Consider the following 21018-nt stretch of genomic DNA (forward strand, 5'->3'; position numbering starts at 1 on the left):
GAACAGAAACTACGATAGGAGGTTTTGTTTTGCCCAGAGAAAAAAGAACACCGGATATTAAAGCGACGCCGCTCTATCCTCTCTCTTCGGCTGCCGTTATGGGGCGGCACGTTCTTCCCAATTGCTCTCGAAGCTGGCCTGATCGCTGACAAAATCGATCCGGAACCGGCTTCCCTTAGAGCAGGTATACCGCACCGTGCAGGCGGCGCTCTCGTGAATCAGCCGGATCATGCCGCCGTTCTGCGGCGCACGCAGAGGCTGCGCGCGGCTTTTGAGAAGCTGAATTTTCAGCTGCAAATCGCCCTGCCGGAGCAAAATCGTATCCTCACTGAGATACAGCAGTCTCGCGCCGCAGTACGTGGCGATCCGGTATTCTTTTCCGTTCAGGTACACAAAGCCGGTGCAGCCCGTAAAGCACATCCCGCCCCACGGCACGTCCGCCGCCGAAAGCATGATGCTGTTCCGCCCCCACGCGCAGTGCGTCCACAGGTAACGCCTGGGGAAGGACACGCCGCGGTCGCCTTCGAGATAACCCGTTCCGTTTTCAAATACATATTCCCTGCCGTTGATGGAAAGGGAACCGTCCACCTGATGAAACAGGCTGAAAACGCTGTGGCGGCACTCCATCATCGGCAAACAGCAAAACGGCCCCATGATGTCGCAGGCGGGCGGCGTCAGAGGCCCAAACCAAAGTACCCCGCGCAGAATGCAGTCCTGCGTTTGCACGTCGAGCCCGATCCCCTGTTCTGAAAACAGGCATTTGCCCAGCCGAACCGGCAGCTCTTTTTGCGACGCCTCGTGCGCCTGCGGCGGAAAGTCCACGTGGAACACCCGATCGTTTGTAATCACCTGAAGCGACGCCGAGCAGTTCCCGCAGTCATCCGTGTGGAATGCCGGGATCAGTGCGACGGTGTCGGTGCCGTTCTGCTGCTTGAAATACCATCCCTTAAAATACCCGTGCGGTTTTTGAAAACCGCCTGCCGCTTTCATGTGGGAATCTCCTCCAGATCGGTCTGGGCAGGGCCTTCAAGCAGGCCGCCCTTTGCGTCAAAGCGGGAGCCGTGGCAGGGGCAATCCCAGCTTTTTTCATCGGGATTCCATTCCAGCTGGCAGCCGAGATGCGGGCACTTGATCGAAACCGCCGTCACATCCCCCTGCTCCTCCTTATAGGCGCCCGCCTTTCTCCCGTCGGCAATCACCATGCCGCCGTGGCCGTCCGGCAGCGTCTGCGGCTCGGCCGCGTCCGCATCCGGCAGCGAAAACGTTTGCTTGGCAAGGCCCTTCACGGCCTGCCCCATTCCGGAGAGAAAATTTTTCGCCGAAGCGCTCGGCGTAAAGCGCGCCGGCGAAAACACCGGTGCAAACGGATTTTCAACCCCTGCAATCTGGTCGGAGAGCAGAATGGCGGAAACCATACTGCTAGTCATCCCCCATTTGCCAAAACCGGTGGCAACATACCAATTCGGTGTGGAGGAAGAAAACTGCCCGATGTACGGGACGCTGTCCAGCGTCATGCAGTCCTGCGCGGACCAATGGGCCAGCTCTTTGCTTTGCGGATAAAACAAAGCGGCCACTTCGCGCAGCATGTCGTATTTTCCCCCGGTCTTATTCTCGCCCGTGCGGTGATCTCCCCCGCCCAGCAACAGGGCATCCCCATAGTTGCGCATCGAAAGACCCTTTTCCCCAATGCCGAGGTACATGCCGTCGAGCTCCGCAGCGTTCCGCAGCGCCAGCGCATAGCTGCGCTCCTGATACATGCGCATAAAGTAATAGCCCGGCGCGTTGACAAACGGAAAGTGCGACGCAAAAACGATATGCTCCGCCGTTACGGTGCCGCGGTCGGTCACGACGTTTTTCCCCTCCACCGACAGAGCCTTGGTTTTCTCATACACTGTAAGGGGTTCTGAAATCGCCTGTAAAAACTTCAGCGGGTGGAACTGTGCCTGCCCGCCGAACTTGATCGCCCCCGCAACCTCAAAGGGAAGGGTGGTCTTTCTCGTCAGCTCCGCGCGGATTCCCGCCCTGCAGGCATACTCCACCTCCATCTCCAGAGCGGGAATATCCTCCCGATCGACGGAGTACAGGTAAGCGGGGCGCTCCTCAAACTGGCAGTCAATCTGCTCCTGCGCAATCATCTGCCGGTAGCGCCCGATGGCCTGCTGGTTGGCGGAGGCATACTGCTTCGCCTCCTCCTCGCTGAAATTCTGAAACAGCTTTGTGTAGATCAGATTGTGCTGAGAAGTAATTTTCGCCGTGGTATTCTGTGTCTGTCCGCTCCCGATCCGGTTCGCCTCGAGCACGACGGATTCGATCCCCTTCTGCCGCAGTAGGCAGGCGGTTAAAATCCCCGCAAGGCCGCCGCCGATGACGGCGACGGGCACTGTGATATCCCCGGAAAGGGCCGGGCGTTCCCGAAAATCGGATGTTTCTCTCCAAATGGACTGCATAAAGCTCACCTCACGGATAGGCTGTGCAAAAATATGGAAAATAATCATCCGCGGGGAGCCTTTGAACAAAATGGCTCAGTCGCAGCCGTCGCAGCTCTTCCCGATATGTACCGCAGCCGTGCCGGCCTTTACCGCCGTTTCATAAAACCGGATTTTCTTCTCAATTTTCTGAATATGCTGCTCCAGCTCGCGCATCTGCCGCTCGGCCCGGCGCTTCTGCTCCAAAAACAGCTCCAGGCGCTTTTGCAGCGTGGAATCCCCTTCTTTACACCAATCCATAAACTGGCGGATCTCCCGGATCGTCATGCCCGTGTTTTTCAGGCAGGAGATCACCTCGATCCACTCGTAGTCGTTCTCTTGAAAGGAACGGCATCCGGAGGAATCGCGCCCGATCGAAGGCAAAAGCCCCTCCTTTTCATAATACCGTAGGGTGTGCTCGCTCAGGCCCGTGTGTTTTGATGCCTCCGCAATCGTATCTCCCATGGAAAATACCTCCTGATCACAATCCGAAATTTGTCGGTTTCTCTGCTCCCGTTATACCTTAGAGCGCTCTCAAAGTCAAGAATAAAAATTCTTGCCGCAAAGGGCTTGACTTTGAGCATACTCGAAGGATTATAGTAATAAAAGAGATTGATTTCCTTCTCCTGTGCAGGCAGGAAAAGAAATCGCCGCACTTGCGTCAGGCTATTCAAAAGTAAATGATACAATAGAAAATGGAGGTATTCAAATGCAATTCGATTATTTTGTCCCCACGAAAATTCTATTCGGAAAGGGCCGGCTTTCAAGCCTGCACAGCCAGAAGCTGCCCGGAAAAAGGGCGCTGATCGTGATTTCCTCCGGCAAATCCACCCGCTCCAACGGTTACCTGGCCAGAGTGGAGGAGCAGCTGGATTTGGCCGGAGTGTCGCACGCCGTGTTTGACAAAATCCTCCCCAACCCCATCAAATCGCACGTAATGGAGGGCGCGGCGCTTGCCCGCACCGAGGGCTGCGACTTTGTGGTGGGCCTCGGCGGCGGCAGCAGCATCGACGCGGCCAAGGCGATTGCGGTAATGGCAGCGAACGAGGGGGATTACTGGGACTATGTCTCCGGCGGCTCGGGCCAGAGAAAACCCGTGCCGAACGATCCGCTGCCGATCGTGGCGATCACCACAACGGCGGGCACCGGAACCGAAGCCGACCCCTGGACCGTGACCACCAAGGAAGACACCAACGAAAAAATCGGGTTCGGGTATGAAAAGACCTTCCCGGTTCTCTCTATCGTAGACCCCGACCTGATGCTGACGGTGCCGCCCCACCTGACGGCATACCAGGGCTTTGACGCGCTGTTCCACAGTACGGAGGGCTACCTTGCCAAAACCGCCGACCCGATCAGTGATCTGTTTGCGCTGAAAGCGATCGAGCTGGTCGGCAAAAGCCTTGCAAAAGCGGTGGCAGACGGAACAGACGAGGCGGCCCGGGCCGACGTCGCGCTGGCCAATACCCTCTCCGGCATGGTGGAATCCCTCTCCTCCTGCACCTCGGAGCACAGTCTGGAGCACGCGCTCAGCGCGTTCCACCACGAGCTTCCCCACGGAGCCGGGCTGATTATGATCAGCAAGGCGTACTATACACATTTCGCGAATACCCACGCCTGCGACGAGCGGCTGATCGCGATGGCAAAGGCCCTCGGCAAAACCGACGCGTCCTCCTCTATGGATTTTGTCCAGGCGCTCTGCGACCTGCAGTCTGCCTGCGGCGTGGCGGAGCTCAAAATGAGCGACTATGGGATCGACGGAGCCAATCTGGAAAAATACGCGGACAACGCCAGACAAACCATGGGCGGTCTGTTCCTGGCCGACCCCGTAAGGCTTTCCAGAGAAGACAGCATCCGCATTTTGCAGGAGTCTTTCCGGTAAACGGCAGCAAATTATCCACTACAAAACAAAGGGCGTTTCGCTTTTGCCGGAGCTCGGTAAAGAAGTTCAAAGAACCATCAGACCAGACAGTTGGGCAAGCGGAACAGCAAAAGACAGGCGATCGGCAGAAAGCCGATCGCCTGTCTTTTGCGTTTTGAGAGATAGAAAGAACCCATCATTCTCAAAACACAGTTTGTTGTAACAGCCCAAATCTTTTCAGGGCCAAAATGTATTGAGCCACACGGACATAGTTTTTCAGGTCCTCTTCATCCAGACCGCGAAAAGCATACATTTCATCCCAAAGCATGGTACTGCCTTCCGCTGTAAAATAACCCGTCGTCAAATCAATTCCGATAAAAATTCTGGTGATATCCCCACCCCAAATATCGATCGGATCTTTATTTTCGCTTGTATAAAAGACTTCGCCATTCCCTGCGTTTTCAAGGAAAAATGTTCTTGGAACCGGAGCCATACCCACGGGCAGTTTTTCTTTGTACGGCTGATTTTTGGTAACACTCAAGACTACCACATCAGCGGCTTCCTTGTCCCATATCTCGGTCAGGATATACTTCTGTTGAAGATAATCGAGCAATTCCCTGCCGGATTTTCTGTTTGGCCTGAGCTGATCTTTATACTGCATCCATATGGATTTGTATTCCTGCAATAACTCTTTGGTTGGTTCTCGCGTCAGCATGGTATTTCTCCTTTGCTTTTTCCTACTGATTCTGTCTTTTCAGGATGAAATTTCAATACGTTTGGTATATTTCATCTGTTAAAATCCTATTTGTTGATTTTTTTCATGCGTTTTTTCCCTCATTCGCTCTGCACGCGCTTCGTTTGTCTCGGCTTCTCTTTTCCAAAGCCGCAGGAAATCGCCTGCTCCGGACACGCTTTCACACACTCGCCGCAGCGGATACATTCCAGAGCGTTGGGCGTCTGAAACACGTCGATATCCATTTTGCAGGCCTTCGCGCACCGCCCGCACCGGGTGCATTTTGTCTGATCAACCGAATAGCGGTAAAAGCTGATGGGGTTAAACAGCGAGTAGAACGCGCCTAAGGGGCACAAATAGCGGCAGAACGGACGGAAAATCAGAATTGAGGCGACGATCACCGCAATCAGAATCGCCATCTTCCACGTAAACAACAGGCCAACCGCACTGCGCAGGGGTTTGTTGGCAAGCAGCAGCGGCACACCGCCCTCCAGCGTGCCGGCCGGACAGATATATTTGCAGAAATACGGCGTAGACAGACCGAATTCATTCACCGTGAGAATCGGCAGAAGAATCACAAACACGAGCAGAATGCCGTATTTCAACCATTTCAGAACATTGTTGACTCGTTTGGGAACCTTTCGTTTCGGACTTGGTATCCGGTACAGCAGCTCCTGAATCCAGCCGAAGGGGCACAGCCAGCCGCACACAAAGCGCCCCAGCAGAATGCCGACGAAGACCAGAAAGCCCAGCACATACATCGACACGCCGTAGCGTGTGCTGCCTTCTACCGCCTGCATGGCGCCGATGGGGCACGCACCGAGCGCCCCGGGGCAAGAGTAGCAGTTCAGCCCCGGCACACACACGTTTTTCAGTTTCCCCCTGTAGATCTTGCCGCTGAAAAATCCCTGCACATTCGAGTTTGTCGTAAAGGCAAAAAGGGCCTGTATCCATTTTCTCTTATCCAATTCCGATGCACTCCAGGCAAATCTGAACTGCCTTCGCCAAAACGATGCGGTTCTCTCCGTTCCACAGGCCGACACCGATCATCACCACTGCTGCCGCGACAATTCCCCACCGCAGCAATCGGCTGTTTCTGTCTGTTTGTTCCATGGCGTGCACTCCTCCTGCCCAGACAAAATTCCCTTGATTTGAAATTCCGTCATATCTCAAACTTATTTTTCAGATGTCAAAGTCGCGCTGCTCTCTGCGGCGCTCTGTTCCGCGGAGGAAACCGCGGCGGTGCTCAGCGAATTCAGACGCGAGGTCAGCTCTTCCCTGTATTTCTCAATGTCGCGCTTGCCGATCACGGCTTCGCCGACGATCTGCCCCTTGCCGTCAATAAATAAGGTGGTCGGCACTCCGGAAATATGACCGTTCATATATTCCATCAGGGAATCATCCGGCACCCAATTTTCATAAGTGACCCCGGTTTTCGAAATCAGCTGCTGTGCGGTCTGCTTGTTTTGTTCTTCCGAAACGTCCGTTACCACTCCGACCAGGCGCGTTCCTTCCGGCATCTCTTTGCTCAGCTTTTCCAAATCCGGCATCTCCTCTACACACGGGCTGCAGAAGGTCCCCCAGAAATTCACCATCGTAAGCTGATACTTTTCAAACGATTTGCTGTCGACCGGATTGCCATTTAAATCCTTTGTGGAGAAACTCGGAAAGGTTCCCGTGTTTGCGGCCTCCCGAACCATCAGCGCAATGCTCTGCCGGATGGTCGGCAGCATTTTCAGAACACGCTGATACTCTTCCTTGGTGTCGTCATCCATCCCAGCTTCATTGGGCGCGGGAGCCGCGTAAACATACACCACACCGCTCTTTCTTCCCAGCTCCTGCGAACTGGCGATGCCGGTAATTTCATCCGCAGTATGGCCCTCCTGTTCCCAGGCGTCCCACTCGTTTTCATCGTAGTACTGAAGAACAAACAGGGAAACCGCCGATTTTTCCGGTTGAAAAACGAGGGAGGTTCCATCTTTGGGAATGAAATTTCCAGTCTTTCCGCTCAAATCCATCTGACTGTAGGAAAGCGTGCGGCTGGTCAGTTCCTTTTGCGGCAGATCAATGCTGATGCCCATTACCGGGTCTGTATAGGTCGTATATTCCGTTTTCTCCGGAGGCTTAGCGGAATCGCATGCGGCCAAAAAGAACAGGGAAAGCATAGCGGCCACAAGCAGGAATACCCCTCTTTTTCTCATAATTGTTTCTCCTTTTCATGCTTTTGCAGTATCTTATCAAATCCAAATGCCTGATATACCAGAAAGCCCAAAAGAACTGCCCAAAGCATTGCGGCCCGTTCCCTGGAGCAAATAATTTCTCATCGTTTGGCGGGTACAGCCCTATATTACCATGATTTTGCCCACATGAGAATACCCGAAGGCATCCCAATCTGTTATTTTTTCCACGCGCGTTTCAGATGTACATCCGCTTTTCAGCAAAACAAGGCCGCCCGTTTTGAAAGAACGGGCGGCCTTAGCAGAATTTATTTCTTTTTTACGGGGAAGCAAACCTCTGTGACCAGTTCATCCGGGTTCTGTGTCTGAGCGGGGCTGACATGATAAATACTGAACATCGGCCCATCGAAATCATACTGATTGTCCTTTACCCAATTGGCGACAGCCTGATAAACATCGCTCACCTGCTCATAGCTTCCCTGATAGGTTGCAGAGGCGATCTGGATAGGCGGAACGGTTTTAAACACGACGTTTTCCGTATTCTGATAGCTGCCCTGTACGGAAAGCTGAATTTCCACATCCGGATCGATATCCTTGTATCCTTCATCATAAAATATTGCCATTGCGTTGCAGGGGGTGGCAAACTGCACGTTCTGCGGGCCAAGCTCGCGCCGGAGCTGTTCCCAGAGGATTCCCTCCTGATCATAAGCGGGAATGATTTTTCGGACGCTTGCCACAGTTCTTTCAGGAATTTCTTTGAGTGTCACCATATATTCCATCACATTTTCATCCTTTCCAAGTCGGGTGATGGCTGTTTCCAGAAGCAGCAGCTGTCTGCCGATTTTCTCCTCCTGTTCCAGCATTTCTGTCCGCTTGAGCAGAAGATACTGCCGGAAGGCCTCAGGATCACGATACGTTTTCAGGATTTCAGCCGTTACCGAAAGGCCGAAGCCCATTTCTCTGAGCGCGTGGATCCGGTTTGCAATCGGAAGCTGCGTTTCGCTGTAATACCGGTAGCCTGTGGCGGAATCAATGCTTTCCGGCACGAGCAAACCGATTTCATCATAATGCCGCAGCATGCGGATACTGATTCTGGACAGCTTTGAAAAATCACCTATTTTCAGCATGTTCGTTCCCTCACATATATGTGTTTTTTTGAGCTCACTCCCAGTATAAAGTATCTCACTGTGTGAGAGTCAACAGGTATTTTAAAATTTTTTCAATTATATGATTGCAAGCAATTTGTTGGAGCAAAAAAACTCATAAGGGATGACTTTCCTTTTATTGTATTAAAAAACAGGGCCTTGCCGGTTCCCAATCCGATTCATTCCCTGCCCTAAGATTCTTCCGATTGATTTTCCGGATAATAACCGGGCGGTCCATATCGCAGCAGAAGTGCTGCGCCAAAGTCCATCCGTTTGCTTTAGTTCTAAATATATAACCATATAATCTAAAAAAATAGCCCTCACGCCATAATGGAGTGAGGGCTATTTCGGGCTTTACCGTTTTCCTCTTTTACTATACCAGCCCCAGCAGGCGCACGGTATTTGCCACGATCATGCACAAGATGATTCCCGTAGCCGTAGGGATGGCAAAGGATGCAAGGGTCCATTTCAGGCTTTGCGTTTCCTTGCGAACGGTCAGGCAGGTGGTGCCGCAGGGCCAGTGCAGCAGGCAGAACAGCATGGCGCAGACGGCCGTCAGCCACGTCCAGCCGTGGCTGACGAGCAGGGTGTGAAGCTCGGAGAGGCTTTCTAGTTCGGTCAGCGACCCGGTCGCCATATAGCTCATGATGATAATGGGCACAACGATTTCATTTGCCGGGAAGCCCAAAATAAACGCCATCAGGATATATCCGTCCAGCCCCATCAGTCTTGCAAACGGGTCGAGAAACGCCGCACAATGTGCAAGAATGCTCGTGTCGCCGATGGAGATATTCGCCAGCACCCAGATTACCAGGCCTGCGGGCGCGGCAACGACTACGGCGCGGCCCAGCACAAACAGCGTGCGGTCAAAAATGGAGCGCACGATCACCTTACCAACCTGCGGACGGCGGTAAGGAGGAAGCTCCAGGTTAAAGGACGACGGCATCCCCTTGAGGATGGTCTTTGAAAGCAGACGGGAAATCATCAGCGTCATGAAAACGCCGAGCACGATCACCCCGGTCAGCATCAAAGTAGAAACGACAGACTGAAACGCTCCACCGACCGCGCCTGCAAAGAACATCGTTATAATCGCGATCAGTGTCGGGAAGCGGCCATTGCAGGGTACGAAATTATTGGTCAGAATCGCGATCAGGCGTTCCCGCGGGGAATCGATAATCCGGCAGCCGATCACGCCGCAGGCGTTGCAGCCAAAGCCCATGCACATGGTCAAAGCCTGTTTGCCATGTGCGCACGCCTTACAGAAAAAGTGGTCGAGGTTAAACGCGATGCGCGGCAGATACCCGGAATCCTCCAGCAGTGTGAACAGCGGGAAAAAGATCGCCATGGGCGGCAGCATGACGGAAATGACCCAGGCCAGCGTCCGGAACACGCCGTCTACGACAATTCCGCGCAGCCAATCCGGCGCCGATACCCAAAGAAAGAAATCGTTAAGCGGCTGCTCGAGGGAAAACAGTCCCTCGGAAAGCAGGGCCGACGGTACATTCGCGCCGCTGATGGTGATCCAGAAGATCCCAAACAGCATCGCGATCATGATCGGGATCCCCGTCAGCTTGGAGGTCAAAATCCGATCGATCCGGCGGTCGCGTTCGGCGTATTTCTCCAGCTCAAACCGTACTGTTTCATGGCTGATCTCCTCACAGGTCTTTACGATCCTTGTAACCACCTCATCCCGGAACTCCTCCTGCGGAATCCCGGCGGCCTCCAGCTCCTGCCTGGCCTGCGCAACCTGTTGCAGAACCTCTTCCGACTCCAGCAGATCATGGCCAAGGTAGTTTTTCATGGAGCGAAGCAGGCTGTCGTCGTTGTCAAGCAGCTGCAGCGCCACCCACCGGCTGTTGACAGCCCCCTGTAAAGCGTTTTCGACCACAGGCTCGATCAAAGAAACGGCGTTTTCGATCTCGTCACTGTATCGGATGCGCAGCGGATTTTTTCTTTCCTCCGTTCGCGTGAGCGCCGCTACGGTGTCCATCAGCTTATCGAGCCCCTTGCCCGACCTCGCGCTCATGCCGACCACCGGAATCCCAAGCCGCTCAGACAGGCGGGGGAGATCAATTTTGATTTTCTTCTTCTTCGCCTCATCCATCAGGTTGACGCACAGCACAACACGATCGGTGATCTCCATGGTTTGAAGCACCAGATTCAGATTGCGCTCCAGGCAGGTGGCATCGGCCACCACAACCACCGCGTCGGCCCCACCGAAACAGATAAAGTCCCTCGCGACCTCTTCCTCGGCGGAATTGGCGATCAGCGAATACGTCCCGGGAATATCCACCATGATGTAATTGGTGTCGTTATGGTGGTACTGCCCCTGCGCATTGACAACCGTTTTCCCGGGCCAGTTGCCCGTATGCTGATTCATACCGGTCAGGCCATTGAAAACGGTGCTTTTCCCGACATTTGGATTTCCGGCCAGCGCGATGATTTGATCCTGCTCAGTCTCCTTTTCAATATGTAGACCGCAGTGATTCAGCACGCCGGCACCCGTAGATGCGTTTGTTAATCCCATGCAAAAATCCTCCCAAAATAAGAATCAGCGGAACGGGAAGCCTGCCGTCTCGTATTCCGCACGGCGGCCGCGCTTCCCGTTTCCTCACGTTCATTACGATACTGAAACGACAATTTTCTCCGATACGTCGGAGCGCAGCGCGATCACCGCGCCGCGGATCAGGTATGCAACCGGATTGCCGGAGGGGCTTCTATAAAGAGGCTCGATTTCGGTTCCGTTCACGACCCCGAGGTCAAGCATACGCCTTCTGGTGGTTCCGTCAGATGTCAGCATTGTGACATTCGCTTTACTGCCTACCGGCAGCTGATCCAGAGTGATCTGGTTTCGATTCATGAAAATTTCCTCCTAAAAACAGGCCTTCCAACAAGGCCTAGTCAGCGCGGGGCAAAATTGTTTCCCTGCGCTAATATATGATGCCTAAATAAATTGTGTTACGAATATAATGTAATACTCACAGGAATCCGGCAATTTTCTCCCCCGCCTTCGGCGGGGGAGAAAATCAACCTTTTTACAGATTTATTTCCATCCTGAAATGACCAGAAAATACAGTTAAGGGTTTGATTCTATGAATAACAGCAGCAATTCAGATTTCAGAACCGTGCGGGGGTACCAGCTGGCGAACCATCAGGACGGCCAGCTGACCCCGGCGCTGGAGGATTATTTAGAGATGGCGTACAGGCTTCATCTGGAAAATCATTACGCCCGTGTGGGACAGCTCTCTGAACTGCTCCATGTCAAGCCGTCGTCCGCTTCTAAAATGATTTCGAAGCTGGCCGCCCTCGGCTACCTGAAATACGACCGCTACGAGGTGATTCTGCTCACGGAAGAGGGCCAAACAATGGGAGAATATCTTCTGGCCAGGCACCGGACGATCGAAACCTTTTTAAAGCTGCTGGGCAGCTCCAATCCGCTGGAGGAAACCGAGCTGATCGAGCACACGCTGAGCCCCTCGACCGTTTCGGACATCGACCTGCTCAACCGTTTTTTCACCGATCACCCTGAGATTCTGCGGCAGTTTACGGAATTTCAGAAAACGTCCGACACACCGCCTGCCCCAGAAAACTGAAAACCAGAACCAAAACGCAAAACAGGCCTTCCGCCAATTGGCGGAAGGCCCGAAATGGGAAAGCTTGTGACGTCGGCGGAAAAAACGCCGGATTTTAGGTGACTGGCCTAAGCCTGCTTTGTCTGCAGCTGCACCATGTGATGGTAGATGCCGTTCTGTTTCATCAGCTCCGCCGGTGTTCCCTGCTCGGCCACCGTCCCTTCAGAAAGAACGACGATCTTATCGGCACCGGCCACTGTGCGCATTCTGTGCGCAATCACGAGCACGGTCTTGTTTTTCACTAGTTCGGAAATCGCCGACTGAATCAGCGTTTCGTTCTCCACGTCCAGAGAAGCCGTCGCCTCATCGAGCAGTACGATCGGGGCGTCTTTGAGCAGGGCGCGGGCGATCGAGATTCTCTGGCGTTCGCCGCCGGAAAGCGCCGTGCCGTTTTCGCCGATCATCGTCTGGTAGCCTTTCGGCATCTGCGACACGAACTCGTCGCAGCGGGCCATCTTTGCCGCCGCAATGACCTCCTCGTCGGTGGCGTTGCGCCGTCCGATGCGGATATTCTCCATCACCGTGTTGTTGAACAGGGTGACATCCTGAAATACAATGGCATACATGGAAAGAAGCGTTTCGGGGTCAACCTGCGATACATCCTTCCCACCGAGCGTGATTTTGCCCTGGCTGGCATCCCAGAAGCGGGCCGCAAGGCGCGACACCGTGGTCTTTCCTCCGCCGGAGGGGCCAACCAGCGCGGTCACCTCTCCCTGCTTTGCAGTAAAGGAAACATCTTTGAGCACATCCTCTTCCCCATTGTAGGCAAACGCAACATGATCGAAGGTGATATCGCACCCGTCGGGGTGGAATTCTGAGGAGCCGGACTGCACCGGATGATCCAGAATTTCATTCATGCGGGCCACGTGCGTACGCGTGGCAAGAACCGCTGCAAAGTTCTGCAGCGCGGCCTGGAAGGGATCGTACAGCCGGGAGGCTACCAGCAGGAACATAAAGAAGGTCAGCACATCGAGCGTACCGTCCACAAGGAGGACGGAGCCGGTCAGCGCAACGGTCGCGATGCCGATCTTCAACACCAGCTGGGCCGTTACGACGAACACCGCTGTACCGAGCTCGGAAACAATGGCGCGCTTTTCCACCGCCTTGATTTTTTTGTCCAAGCCCTTCAGGTAATCCTGCTCCGCGTTATTCGATTTTAAATCGCGCACCGATTCCAGGCACTCCTGAATTCCGTCCGCGCAGGCCATTTTGGCATCCATCTGCTTCTGGCTCAGCGCGTCCTGTACCCTGACCGAAAAAGCAACAATCAGGAACGAAACGGGGATCACCCATAGAGAGGCCAGCGCCATGCGCCAGTCAAACGCAAACAGGCTGAGAGAAACCACAACGGTGGAAACGATCGACCCGAACAGCACGGGGATATAGTGCGAGAACGAGGTTTCCAGATAGGCGCAGTCCGCCATGATGGTACTGGTCAGATCGGCCAGGTCTTTTTTGCCGAAAAAGGAGAGCGGAATCTTACGCAGCTTTTCCGCCAGAGAAATGCGGCGTACGCCGCTTTCTGTATAGGTGGCAAAAAAGGTGGCGTTGTACTGAAAATAGGTAGTGATAAAAATCAGTGCAAGGCAGACCAGAACCCCAACCACATAAAAAGTGCCGTTCGGCGCTGTACCGGTGAGCAGATCGCGAACCAGGTAATACAGCAGTCCAACCGGGAACATCAGCGCCAGATCGCGAAATACACAGGCCACACTGCCCTTGATCAAGTCTTTTGCGCCCTGTTCCGACAGCGCAAAGGCTCTTTGAATTTTTTTCAGCATGATACAGCCTCCTTCCCAACCTTCCATTTGACGGAGGTCTGGTAGTTGTTCCACATTTCCGTATACAGGCCGCCCTCAGCCAAAAGCTGCTGATGCGTGCCGTTCTGGAGGATCTTCCCGTCCTTTAAAACGAAAATTTCATCCGCATCCACTACCGTAGTCAGGCGGTGGGCAATCATGATCACCGTTTTTTCTTTGGAAAGCTCGGCAAACGCGGCCTGTACGCGGCTTTCGTTATCCGGATCGGCAAATGCAGTCGCTTCGTCCAGAATCACGACCGGCGAGTTTTTCAGCATTACGCGCGCAATGGCGATCCGCTGCTGCTCGCCGCCGGAGAGAAACACACCCTTGGTACCGACGATCGTGTCGAGTCCGTCGGGCATTTTTTCAATGATGTCCATGCACTGCGCCGCTTTCAGTGCTTTCATGACCTCTTCCCGGGTGGCGTCCGGCTTTGCAAGGCGGACGTTATCGAGGATGGATGCCTTCAGAAGCCGGCTGTCCTGAAAGACAAAGGACACCGTCTTCATCAGCTCTGCCTTCGGGATTTCGCGGATATCAGCCCCGCCGATGCGGATGCTGCCCTCGTTGACGTCAAAGAACCGCGCGATCAAAGCCGCGAGGGTCGATTTGCCGCCGCCGGACGGGCCGACCAGCGCAACGGTTTTCCCCTGTTCGATTTTCAGGGTGACGCCGTCCACCGCCTGATGCGTTCCGTCATAGCTGAAGCGCACATTCTGAAGCTCTACGGAAGCATTCTTCGGGTGAACCGGGTGCTCCGTTTCTTCCTTCAGCGGCTGGATGTCCAAAACGCTGTCGATGCGCTCCAGAGCGTCCTTGACGATCATGGCGTTCTCGCTGGAAAACATGATCTTTGTCAGCGTGATGGAAATGACCGGGGTGATGATGATATAGAAGATCAGGTTGATCAAAAACGTATTGGTCACGCCGCCCTGCGTAAAGTACAGGCCAGCGCCGATCAAAAAGGCAAACACACCGTTGATCGCCGTGGTGTACCCCATCATCGGCATGCGAAGCTGCTTTGTGTAAGAGATGACCCACTTGCCGTAATTGTCGATCGAGGCCTTGAAGCGCTTAAACGAAAACACCGTTTGCCCAAAGGTTTTCACCACCGGGACTCCGCGTACATATTCCACCGCTTCGTTCGACATATCGTCCAGCGCGTTCTGGTATTCCTTCATCTTCTGCTGCATCTTTTCGCCGGTCATTTTGATCATGATCAGGAAAGCGAGAATCACCGGAACAATGCTCAGCAGCCCAAGCCGCCAGTCAAAGAAGAAGAGAAGCCCAAGCAGGCCGATCGGCGTGGCGATGGCGCCCGCCTTATCCGGCAGCTGATGCGCCAGATATGTTTCGGTGGCGGCGCTGGATTCGTTGATGATCTTTCTCATTTTGCCGCTGCCGAAGCCGTCCATAAACCCGAGCGGCAGCGTAACGATATGGTGCATGGCCTTACTGCGGATATTGGCCGCGATGCGAAACGCGGCAATATGAGAGCACATCAGACCGCCGACATACACAAACAGCGACAGCGCCGCAAACAGCACCGCCATCCACCCATTGTGCGCAAGATTTTGCGCCGACGAAAAGTTCGGGGCGACCTCCAGCACCTCTTTGATGATCATCCAGATGTACACAAACGGCACCAGGGCCATCAGTGCGCTGACCGCAGATAAAATCCATGACGCGATTGTCAGGTATCGGAACCCGCCCGCATACACAAACAGCCGCGATATGCTTGACTGTTGTTTCAAATTATTTCCCTCCTTATACACTCTGCTCAACAGAACAGGCAAAGAAATCGCGCAGCCGGTTTCGGCCCTCGGCATCCATAGGATACTGAGCCTCTACACGGCCCCGCTCAATATGAACCACATAGGAGCAGCAGGTCAGAATAAACTGCGGGTCGTGCGAAACGACAAACAGCGTTTTCCCTGCGTTCCTAAGCTCATCGATGTGATTTGCCACCTCTTTCATGTGGCGCAGGTCCAGCCCGCTGGTGGGCTCGTCGAACAGGATGTACTCCCGCTGCGACGCAACCGCGCAGGCAATTGCGACCCGCTGCTTCTGCCCGCCCGAAAGAGCCATCGGGTGAACATTGCGCAGCGCATGCAGATCGAGCGCCGAAAGGATCTGCTCGGCCCGCTCCCGGTCCTCCTCCTGCATGCTGAGCAGAACCTCGTCCAGCACGCTTTCGCAGAACAGCTGATGATTGACATCCTGCATCACCATGTAGCAGTGCTTCAGCCGCTTTCCGCGCCTGAGGTGCCGTTCGCCATCCTGAATCGCTCCGCCGCATCGCTTTTCAAGCCCGCACAGACACCGGGAAAAGGTGGTCTTCCCCGCACCGTTATGGCCGATCACGGCGATGCAGCCGCCTTTGGGCACAGAAAGCTGTTCTATGTTCAAAAATGGCTTTCGCCTCTCATAGGCAAAGGCCAGCTCACGGATGCAGACCGTCTGCCCGTCGTTCGCCGTCCTTGTTCGGCGTTCCGCAAGGCCCTCCAGCGTAAGGGGCCTGAGCCCCAGCTCTGCCAGCTCATTGCTGCTGAGCGCGTTCAGCTCGCTGCGGCTCAGAATGCGGCGGATTCTGCCGTCCTTCAGATAAACCGCTCTGTCCGCAAGCTCGCGAAGATAGTACAGGCGGTGTTCGGCAATGATAACGGTTTTTCCCTCGGCCTTCCACATTTGAAGGATACGCCGCAGATCGCTGATGGCGAACACGTCCAGGTTTGAGGAGGGTTCGTCGAGCACGATCACCTCCGGCGAGCTGACGGAAACCGACGCGCAGGCGATTTTCTGCTTCTCGCCGCCCGACAGCTCAAAGATACTTTTGTACATCAGCTTTTGAATGCCGAAGCTCTCCACGGTGCGGTCAATGCGCCGCTCGATCTCTTCCTCCGGCATGCCCATATTTTCGCAGGCAAAGGCCAGCTCGCTTTTGGTATCCACATTAAAAAACTGAGAGCGGGGATTCTGAAAGACGGAGCCGACCTTTCGGGCCGTTTCATACAGAGGCTGGTTTTCCACCGCTTCCCCGTCGATGCAGACGCTGCCGCTCAGCCGACCCGCGTAGAAGTTCGGAATCAGGCCGTTGATCAGCCTTGTCAGCGTACTTTTGCCGCAGCCGGACTCCCCGCAAAGTAAAATCATCTCGCCGTCGGCAATCTTCAGCGAGATGTCTTTGACGCTGCTGGCGCAATCGGCATTTTCATACTGAAAAGAGACATTCTTTAACTCAATCATTGTCCATCCCCATCGTACCGTTTCACTTAAAAAAAGCGGTTGAATCTTGCCCCCGCCTCCGGCGGGGCAAGATTGCTGTTTCATATAAAATCGTTTTACGCAAAAAAAGAATTCAGAATCCACATTCCGAACGCAAGCAGGCACAGAGCCAGCGCGAGCACATCCGGAAAGCGGAATCCGATTCTGCAGATATTCGTTCTTTTGACCGGCGCGCCAAGCCCCCGCGTCAGCGCAGAGGCAGAGAGCTCCTCGCCGATTTTCACCGAGCAGATCATCATGGGGATGAGCCGGTATTCGAGCATGGCGGTCACCTTCCCGCCGCCGAAGCGGACGCCCCGCATGCGCATCGCGTCGTTAATAGCGGTGAACTCCTCCCCGACCGTTGGGAAAAAGCGAAAGATCACAGACATGGGAATCACGATCTGATTGGGAAGGTGCATCCGCTCCATGGCGGCGACGAATTCGCTGACTGTCGTTGTGGACATCACAAAGTACGCCATCGCGATGCTCGGCATAAAGCGGGTGACGATTCCCGTCATTGCGATCACCAGAAAATTGACAACGCCGCTGGTGACCGGGATCAGAAAAATCTGCATCAGATAGAAAACGGAAAACAGAAAGGTAAAGACAAAAGCGGCCCTCCATTTCATCGAAAACAGAAGGAAAAACACCGGCACGACCGAAAGGGCCAGCCGGAAATTCTCCATCTGCACCCCGCCCAGGCCCCCCAGAACAAAGACGGCCATGGTAACGAGCAGCAGCAGCTTTGTTCTGGGGTCAAGCACCAGGGCTCGTTTTCCCGTGCTGGAATTCAGCAGAAAAGCGGGCATTACGCAATCCCCGCCTTTTGAAAATGCTTTTTCAGGGCGGCTTTTCCAAGCAGTCCGCCGATCAGTCCGCTGATGAATGCAGCGATCAGTAAAACCGGGCACATCCATGGGGGCATCAGTCTGGTCAAAGCATCGATATACTCCTGGCCATACCCTTGGCGGGTAGAGAAGTATGCATCGATATTCAGGAACAGCGGGATAAAATTCCCCCAGACCCAAATGCTGAACACGCCGGAGGTCAGCACCGCCTTGGAGGCGCTCCTGTAATCGCCGCTTTTGTAGATCAGCTCGGCGATCAGGCCGGAAACCGCTCCTACCAAAATAGAATAAAAGCCCATACCGGTCAGCAGCATCAAAATCCCCATAATGACGCTCATGATCCAGATCATTCCGAACTTTTTCACTTTGGTCAAAAACAGCATGAACGGGATTCCGCCGACGATCGGCACCAGCACGCAGAGCAGCGGCATAAAGATTGGTATGTACCCAAGCAGGGCCACCGCAAATACAATGACAAAGTACATGGCGGTAAAGATGCCTACGTTGATCAGGTCTTTTCCCTGAAGTCTTTTGTTTGAGATCGTACTTTGAGACATAAAGTTCCTCCTGCAAGTTAGTAAAAACTAACATAGTCCTCGTTTTTAGGCGCCCATTGGGCGCCGTTTGATCCTCAATCTATTCTATTGTAGCGAATCAGGCTCTTTTTCGTCTACTCTGAAAGGTTCTGTTCTGCTCCATTCGGTCAGAATCTTATCTTTCAAAAGCATATTTGCTCTCTTGCGGAACGCGCGGCAGAGAAATGTTTTTTTAATGCGCCTGTTCACAGCGTTAAAGGGGGGCCATTTGCCGCCGGCTGGGAAAATGGAATGATCGGCACAAAGAAAACACCTGCATTCTGCAATCTCTTCCGCCCCCATTTTTCAGGCGCTTCTGTGAAAAAAGCTCGCCCCTGCCAATCCATTTGGTTTGCAGCGCGAACAGAAATATTGCTGTATCTCTTTGTTTGTAAAGAGATACAGCCGGTAGTATAATGAATCTGCAAGTGGAAACAGCGTTGTGCAAAGGGCGGTGTGTCAGAATGAAATATGGACTTCTTCCCAGAGGGATGTGGCTGGTTTTCCAAAAATCATTCCGCAGGCAGCTCTATCTGATCACACGGGAGGACCCGCAGGCTGTGATGAAAAAAGCCCGAACTGCTTACCGAAGCATTCTCTTCGATATTCCCGATTTTGATAAAGACGACCGCTTTCTTGTCAATATTCTCAGCGCTGCCATGCTGGCCGCCGTATACCTGAATTTGCAGGAAAAGCCCGAGCTTTCTGTCATGACGACGTACTACCATAAGGCCATGACGGAAAACACGGTGATGAAGCACTTTTTAAAGCACTCGGATTCCTATTCTGAAAAAGCGCAGGCAAAGCTGGCCCGGCAAGCCGCAGCCAGCCAGGCAAGAAAGAATCCGTATTCCTGGAAATTCCGGTATGAGCCTGGAACAGACCGGAACAGCTATTCCTGCTATTTCGATACCTGCGGGATCTGGCATCTGTTTCAAACGCTCGGTATCCCGGAAATCACACCCGCAATGTGCACCTATGACTATGACATGGCGGAACTGAGCGGTTCCGTCTTCACGCGGCGGAACACCTTGGCCGGCGGCGGCCCTTGCTGCGACTGCCATTATCAGAAAAAAGCCTGAAAGAAAGCTGCCATGACTTTTGGTACATCACCATTGTAAAAGCCATGCCGAAAATACACCGACCGTCTTGCCTGATGAACGCAGCCACCAGGCAGAGGCTGACGGGCACAGCGATTACAACGAACTGGCGACCGACCAAAGTCTTGAAACAAGCAGAACCGTAATGTGCAAAAGAAAGAGGATGCCGCAGCGGCATCCTCTTTCTTTTGCATGAAGCATATCGTGATCGGCTAAAAGGAGAAGCCTTCTCCATTTTAAAACGGTATCAGGTTATGTATTCTCTCACTGCTCCAGCTTTCTCAGCGCCAGAACGGAATCCATCTCCGCCTGTGTTAAGGTGACACGGTGCAGCCTTTCATAGTAAGCGGAAAGCTCCGAACGAAACTCTGCTTCGCTGTACAGTTCGGGATACGCTTTCGAGATCAGCCACAGCGGCATCAGCGGGGAATCGGCGCAGGGCGTCACCCAGGAATAAGCGGTTTGCGGAATATCGTAAACTGCTTTGTTCTTCCAGGCTGTTAAAAGCGACCAGTCCTGCCCTTCGATGGTATTGTTCAGAATGGCCTGTGCCGGAGCGTTATGGAAGACAAAGATCATATCGGGATTCCACTGGTAAATCTGCTCCATGCTGACCTCGGCGGTACCGCTGATCCCGGAAGCCGCATTTCGCAAACCTGCCTTTTCAAAGAAGCTTTGCGCATAGGAATCAAAAGAGCTGCTTCCCGATACAACAAGGCTTCCGCCTGCATTGCTGAAAATGCACAGGGCGCTTTTGCTTTCTCCTGTCCGCTTTTCCAGCAGTTCCTTGGATTTTTGATCCGAGGCTGTCCATTCCGACTGCAGCCCCTCGCTGCTGTCCTTCTCAAATATCTCGCGGAGCAGGTTGTCCCAGGCAATGGAAACATCCTTAGGGTCGGTCTTTCCCTTCGGGAAGAAATCGATGATGGGAAGACCGGTATTGGTTAAGCCCTTTTTCTGATTCTCTCCATAATACAAAATAATATCGGGATCAAGCTGAAGCAGCGCTTCTGCATTGACGGCAAAATTATCCCCGATGAAAGACGTATCTACCTCTTTAAATTTCGGAAACAGCTTTGCCATCACCTCCGCGTTGGAAAACGCAAATGATTTGGGGCTCAAGCCCACGATCATATTTTTATCGGGAATGACCTCCAGCAGAACGGAGGTAACCGGGGGCGTAATGATTACCACCTTCTGGATTTCCGATACAGGGGGAATTTCCACCTGATTGCCGCCCAGGTCGGTAATCAGCCTTGGGCCCTTCTTTTCCGCCGGAGCCGACACGCTGGTTTGCGAAGCGGTGCTTTCGCCCGCTGCTGTGGAAGTAGTGTTTTGAGCGCCGCATGCTGCGGCAGACAAAAGAAAGAATGCGGCCGCCGCCAAAGTTGCTTTACGAATCATTCTGCTTCCTCC

The 21018-nt window shown here is 53.7% G+C and carries 19 protein-coding genes; 3 read left to right on the plus strand and 16 right to left on the minus strand.

Features of this window, described 5'->3' with window-relative positions; translation table 11 throughout:
* Window positions 1-96: 96 nt before the first annotated feature.
* The 3 genes from TY09_RS03320 to TY09_RS03330 all read right to left on the minus strand — a co-directional run bounded on the left by TY09_RS03320 (window position 97) and on the right by TY09_RS03330 (window position 2930).
* Window positions 97-990, minus strand: coding sequence for a hypothetical protein (locus TY09_RS03320; RefSeq protein ID WP_020072175.1), 894 nt, complete (start codon window positions 988-990; stop codon window positions 97-99).
* Window positions 987-2447: an FAD-dependent oxidoreductase gene (locus tag TY09_RS03325; protein WP_042431288.1), complete on the minus strand. Its 1461-nt coding sequence runs from the start codon at window positions 2445-2447 to the stop codon at window positions 987-989. Before TY09_RS03325 ends, TY09_RS03320 begins: the two co-directional genes overlap by 4 nt.
* A 75-nt stretch (window positions 2448-2522) precedes the next feature.
* The gene (locus tag TY09_RS03330; RefSeq protein WP_020072177.1) at window positions 2523-2930 is read right to left on the minus strand and encodes a MerR family transcriptional regulator; all 408 of its coding nucleotides are present in this window, start codon (window positions 2928-2930) and stop codon (window positions 2523-2525) included.
* A 244-nt stretch (window positions 2931-3174) separates the two neighbouring features.
* Between TY09_RS03330 and TY09_RS03335 the strand changes: the two genes are divergently transcribed.
* Window positions 3175-4344: an iron-containing alcohol dehydrogenase gene (locus TY09_RS03335; RefSeq protein WP_042431199.1), complete on the plus strand. Its 1170-nt coding sequence runs from the start codon at window positions 3175-3177 to the stop codon at window positions 4342-4344.
* A gap of 181 nt (window positions 4345-4525) precedes the next feature.
* On the opposite strand, the gene TY09_RS03340 is transcribed toward TY09_RS03335, so the two are convergent.
* The 7 genes from TY09_RS03340 to TY09_RS03365 all read right to left on the minus strand — a co-directional run bounded on the left by TY09_RS03340 (window position 4526) and on the right by TY09_RS03365 (window position 11238).
* Window positions 4526-5038, minus strand: a complete 513-nt coding sequence (locus TY09_RS03340; protein ID WP_042431201.1) for a hypothetical protein — start codon at window positions 5036-5038, stop codon at window positions 4526-4528.
* A gap of 119 nt (window positions 5039-5157) precedes the next feature.
* Window positions 5158-6024 carry a 4Fe-4S binding protein gene (locus tag TY09_RS03345; protein WP_042431203.1) on the minus strand — a complete coding sequence of 289 codons (867 nt, stop codon included), beginning with the start codon at window positions 6022-6024 and terminating at the stop codon, window positions 5158-5160.
* Window positions 6017-6169, minus strand: a complete 153-nt coding sequence (locus tag TY09_RS18540) for a CD1871A family CXXC motif-containing protein (RefSeq protein ID WP_187119573.1) — start codon at window positions 6167-6169, stop codon at window positions 6017-6019. The genes TY09_RS03345 and TY09_RS18540 overlap by 8 nt, the downstream gene beginning before the upstream one ends.
* 62 nt (window positions 6170-6231) lie before the next feature.
* Window positions 6232-7257 carry a TlpA family protein disulfide reductase gene (locus TY09_RS17550; RefSeq protein ID WP_052335545.1) on the minus strand — a complete coding sequence of 342 codons (1026 nt, stop codon included), beginning with the start codon at window positions 7255-7257 and terminating at the stop codon, window positions 6232-6234.
* A gap of 284 nt (window positions 7258-7541) precedes the next feature.
* Entirely contained in the window at window positions 7542-8360 is an 819-nt protein-coding gene (locus tag TY09_RS03355; protein WP_042431206.1) for a MerR family transcriptional regulator, read from the minus strand.
* Window positions 8361-8751: 391 nt separating this feature from the next.
* The gene (gene feoB / locus TY09_RS03360; protein ID WP_042431208.1) at window positions 8752-10905 is read right to left on the minus strand and encodes a ferrous iron transport protein B; all 2154 of its coding nucleotides are present in this window, start codon (window positions 10903-10905) and stop codon (window positions 8752-8754) included.
* Window positions 10906-10998: 93 nt separating this feature from the next.
* Complete coding sequence (locus TY09_RS03365) at window positions 10999-11238, minus strand: FeoA family protein (RefSeq protein ID WP_042431209.1); 240 nt, start codon at window positions 11236-11238, stop codon at window positions 10999-11001.
* Between the two features lie 232 nt (window positions 11239-11470).
* Between TY09_RS03365 and TY09_RS03370 the strand changes: the two genes are divergently transcribed.
* Window positions 11471-11971 (plus strand): metal-dependent transcriptional regulator, encoded by a 501-nt coding sequence (locus tag TY09_RS03370; protein ID WP_042431210.1) that lies wholly within the window; start codon window positions 11471-11473, stop codon window positions 11969-11971.
* Window positions 11972-12078: 107 nt separating this feature from the next.
* Here TY09_RS03370 and TY09_RS03375 read toward each other — a convergent pair whose 3' ends face one another.
* The 5 genes from TY09_RS03375 to TY09_RS03395 form a co-directional block, all read right to left on the minus strand.
* A complete protein-coding gene (locus tag TY09_RS03375) occupies window positions 12079-13791 on the minus strand; it encodes an ABC transporter ATP-binding protein (RefSeq protein WP_042431213.1) in 1713 nt (570 codons plus the stop codon).
* Window positions 13785-15566: an ABC transporter ATP-binding protein gene (locus TY09_RS03380; protein WP_042431215.1), complete on the minus strand. Its 1782-nt coding sequence runs from the start codon at window positions 15564-15566 to the stop codon at window positions 13785-13787. The genes TY09_RS03375 and TY09_RS03380 overlap by 7 nt, the downstream gene beginning before the upstream one ends.
* 13 nt (window positions 15567-15579) lie before the next feature.
* Window positions 15580-17058: an ABC transporter ATP-binding protein gene (locus TY09_RS03385; protein WP_042431217.1), complete on the minus strand. Its 1479-nt coding sequence runs from the start codon at window positions 17056-17058 to the stop codon at window positions 15580-15582.
* A 95-nt stretch (window positions 17059-17153) separates the two neighbouring features.
* Window positions 17154-17888 carry an energy-coupling factor transporter transmembrane component T gene (locus tag TY09_RS03390; RefSeq protein WP_042431219.1) on the minus strand — a complete coding sequence of 245 codons (735 nt, stop codon included), beginning with the start codon at window positions 17886-17888 and terminating at the stop codon, window positions 17154-17156.
* Window positions 17888-18484, minus strand: a complete 597-nt coding sequence (locus TY09_RS03395) for an MptD family putative ECF transporter S component (protein ID WP_042431221.1) — start codon at window positions 18482-18484, stop codon at window positions 17888-17890. The genes TY09_RS03390 and TY09_RS03395 overlap by 1 nt, the downstream gene beginning before the upstream one ends.
* 482 nt (window positions 18485-18966) lie before the next feature.
* On the opposite strand from TY09_RS03395, the gene TY09_RS03405 reads away from it, so the two are divergent.
* On the plus strand, window positions 18967-19584 hold the full coding sequence (locus TY09_RS03405) for an L-2-amino-thiazoline-4-carboxylic acid hydrolase (RefSeq protein ID WP_042431226.1): 618 nt from the start codon (window positions 18967-18969) through the stop codon (window positions 19582-19584).
* A gap of 282 nt (window positions 19585-19866) precedes the next feature.
* Here TY09_RS03405 and TY09_RS03410 read toward each other — a convergent pair whose 3' ends face one another.
* The gene (locus TY09_RS03410) at window positions 19867-21006 is read right to left on the minus strand and encodes an ABC transporter substrate-binding protein (RefSeq protein WP_042431228.1); all 1140 of its coding nucleotides are present in this window, start codon (window positions 21004-21006) and stop codon (window positions 19867-19869) included.
* Window positions 21007-21018: the final 12 nt, after the last annotated feature.

Source organism: Faecalispora jeddahensis (genome assembly GCF_000577335.1).
Lineage (GTDB): Bacteria > Bacillota > Clostridia > Oscillospirales > Acutalibacteraceae > Faecalispora > Faecalispora jeddahensis.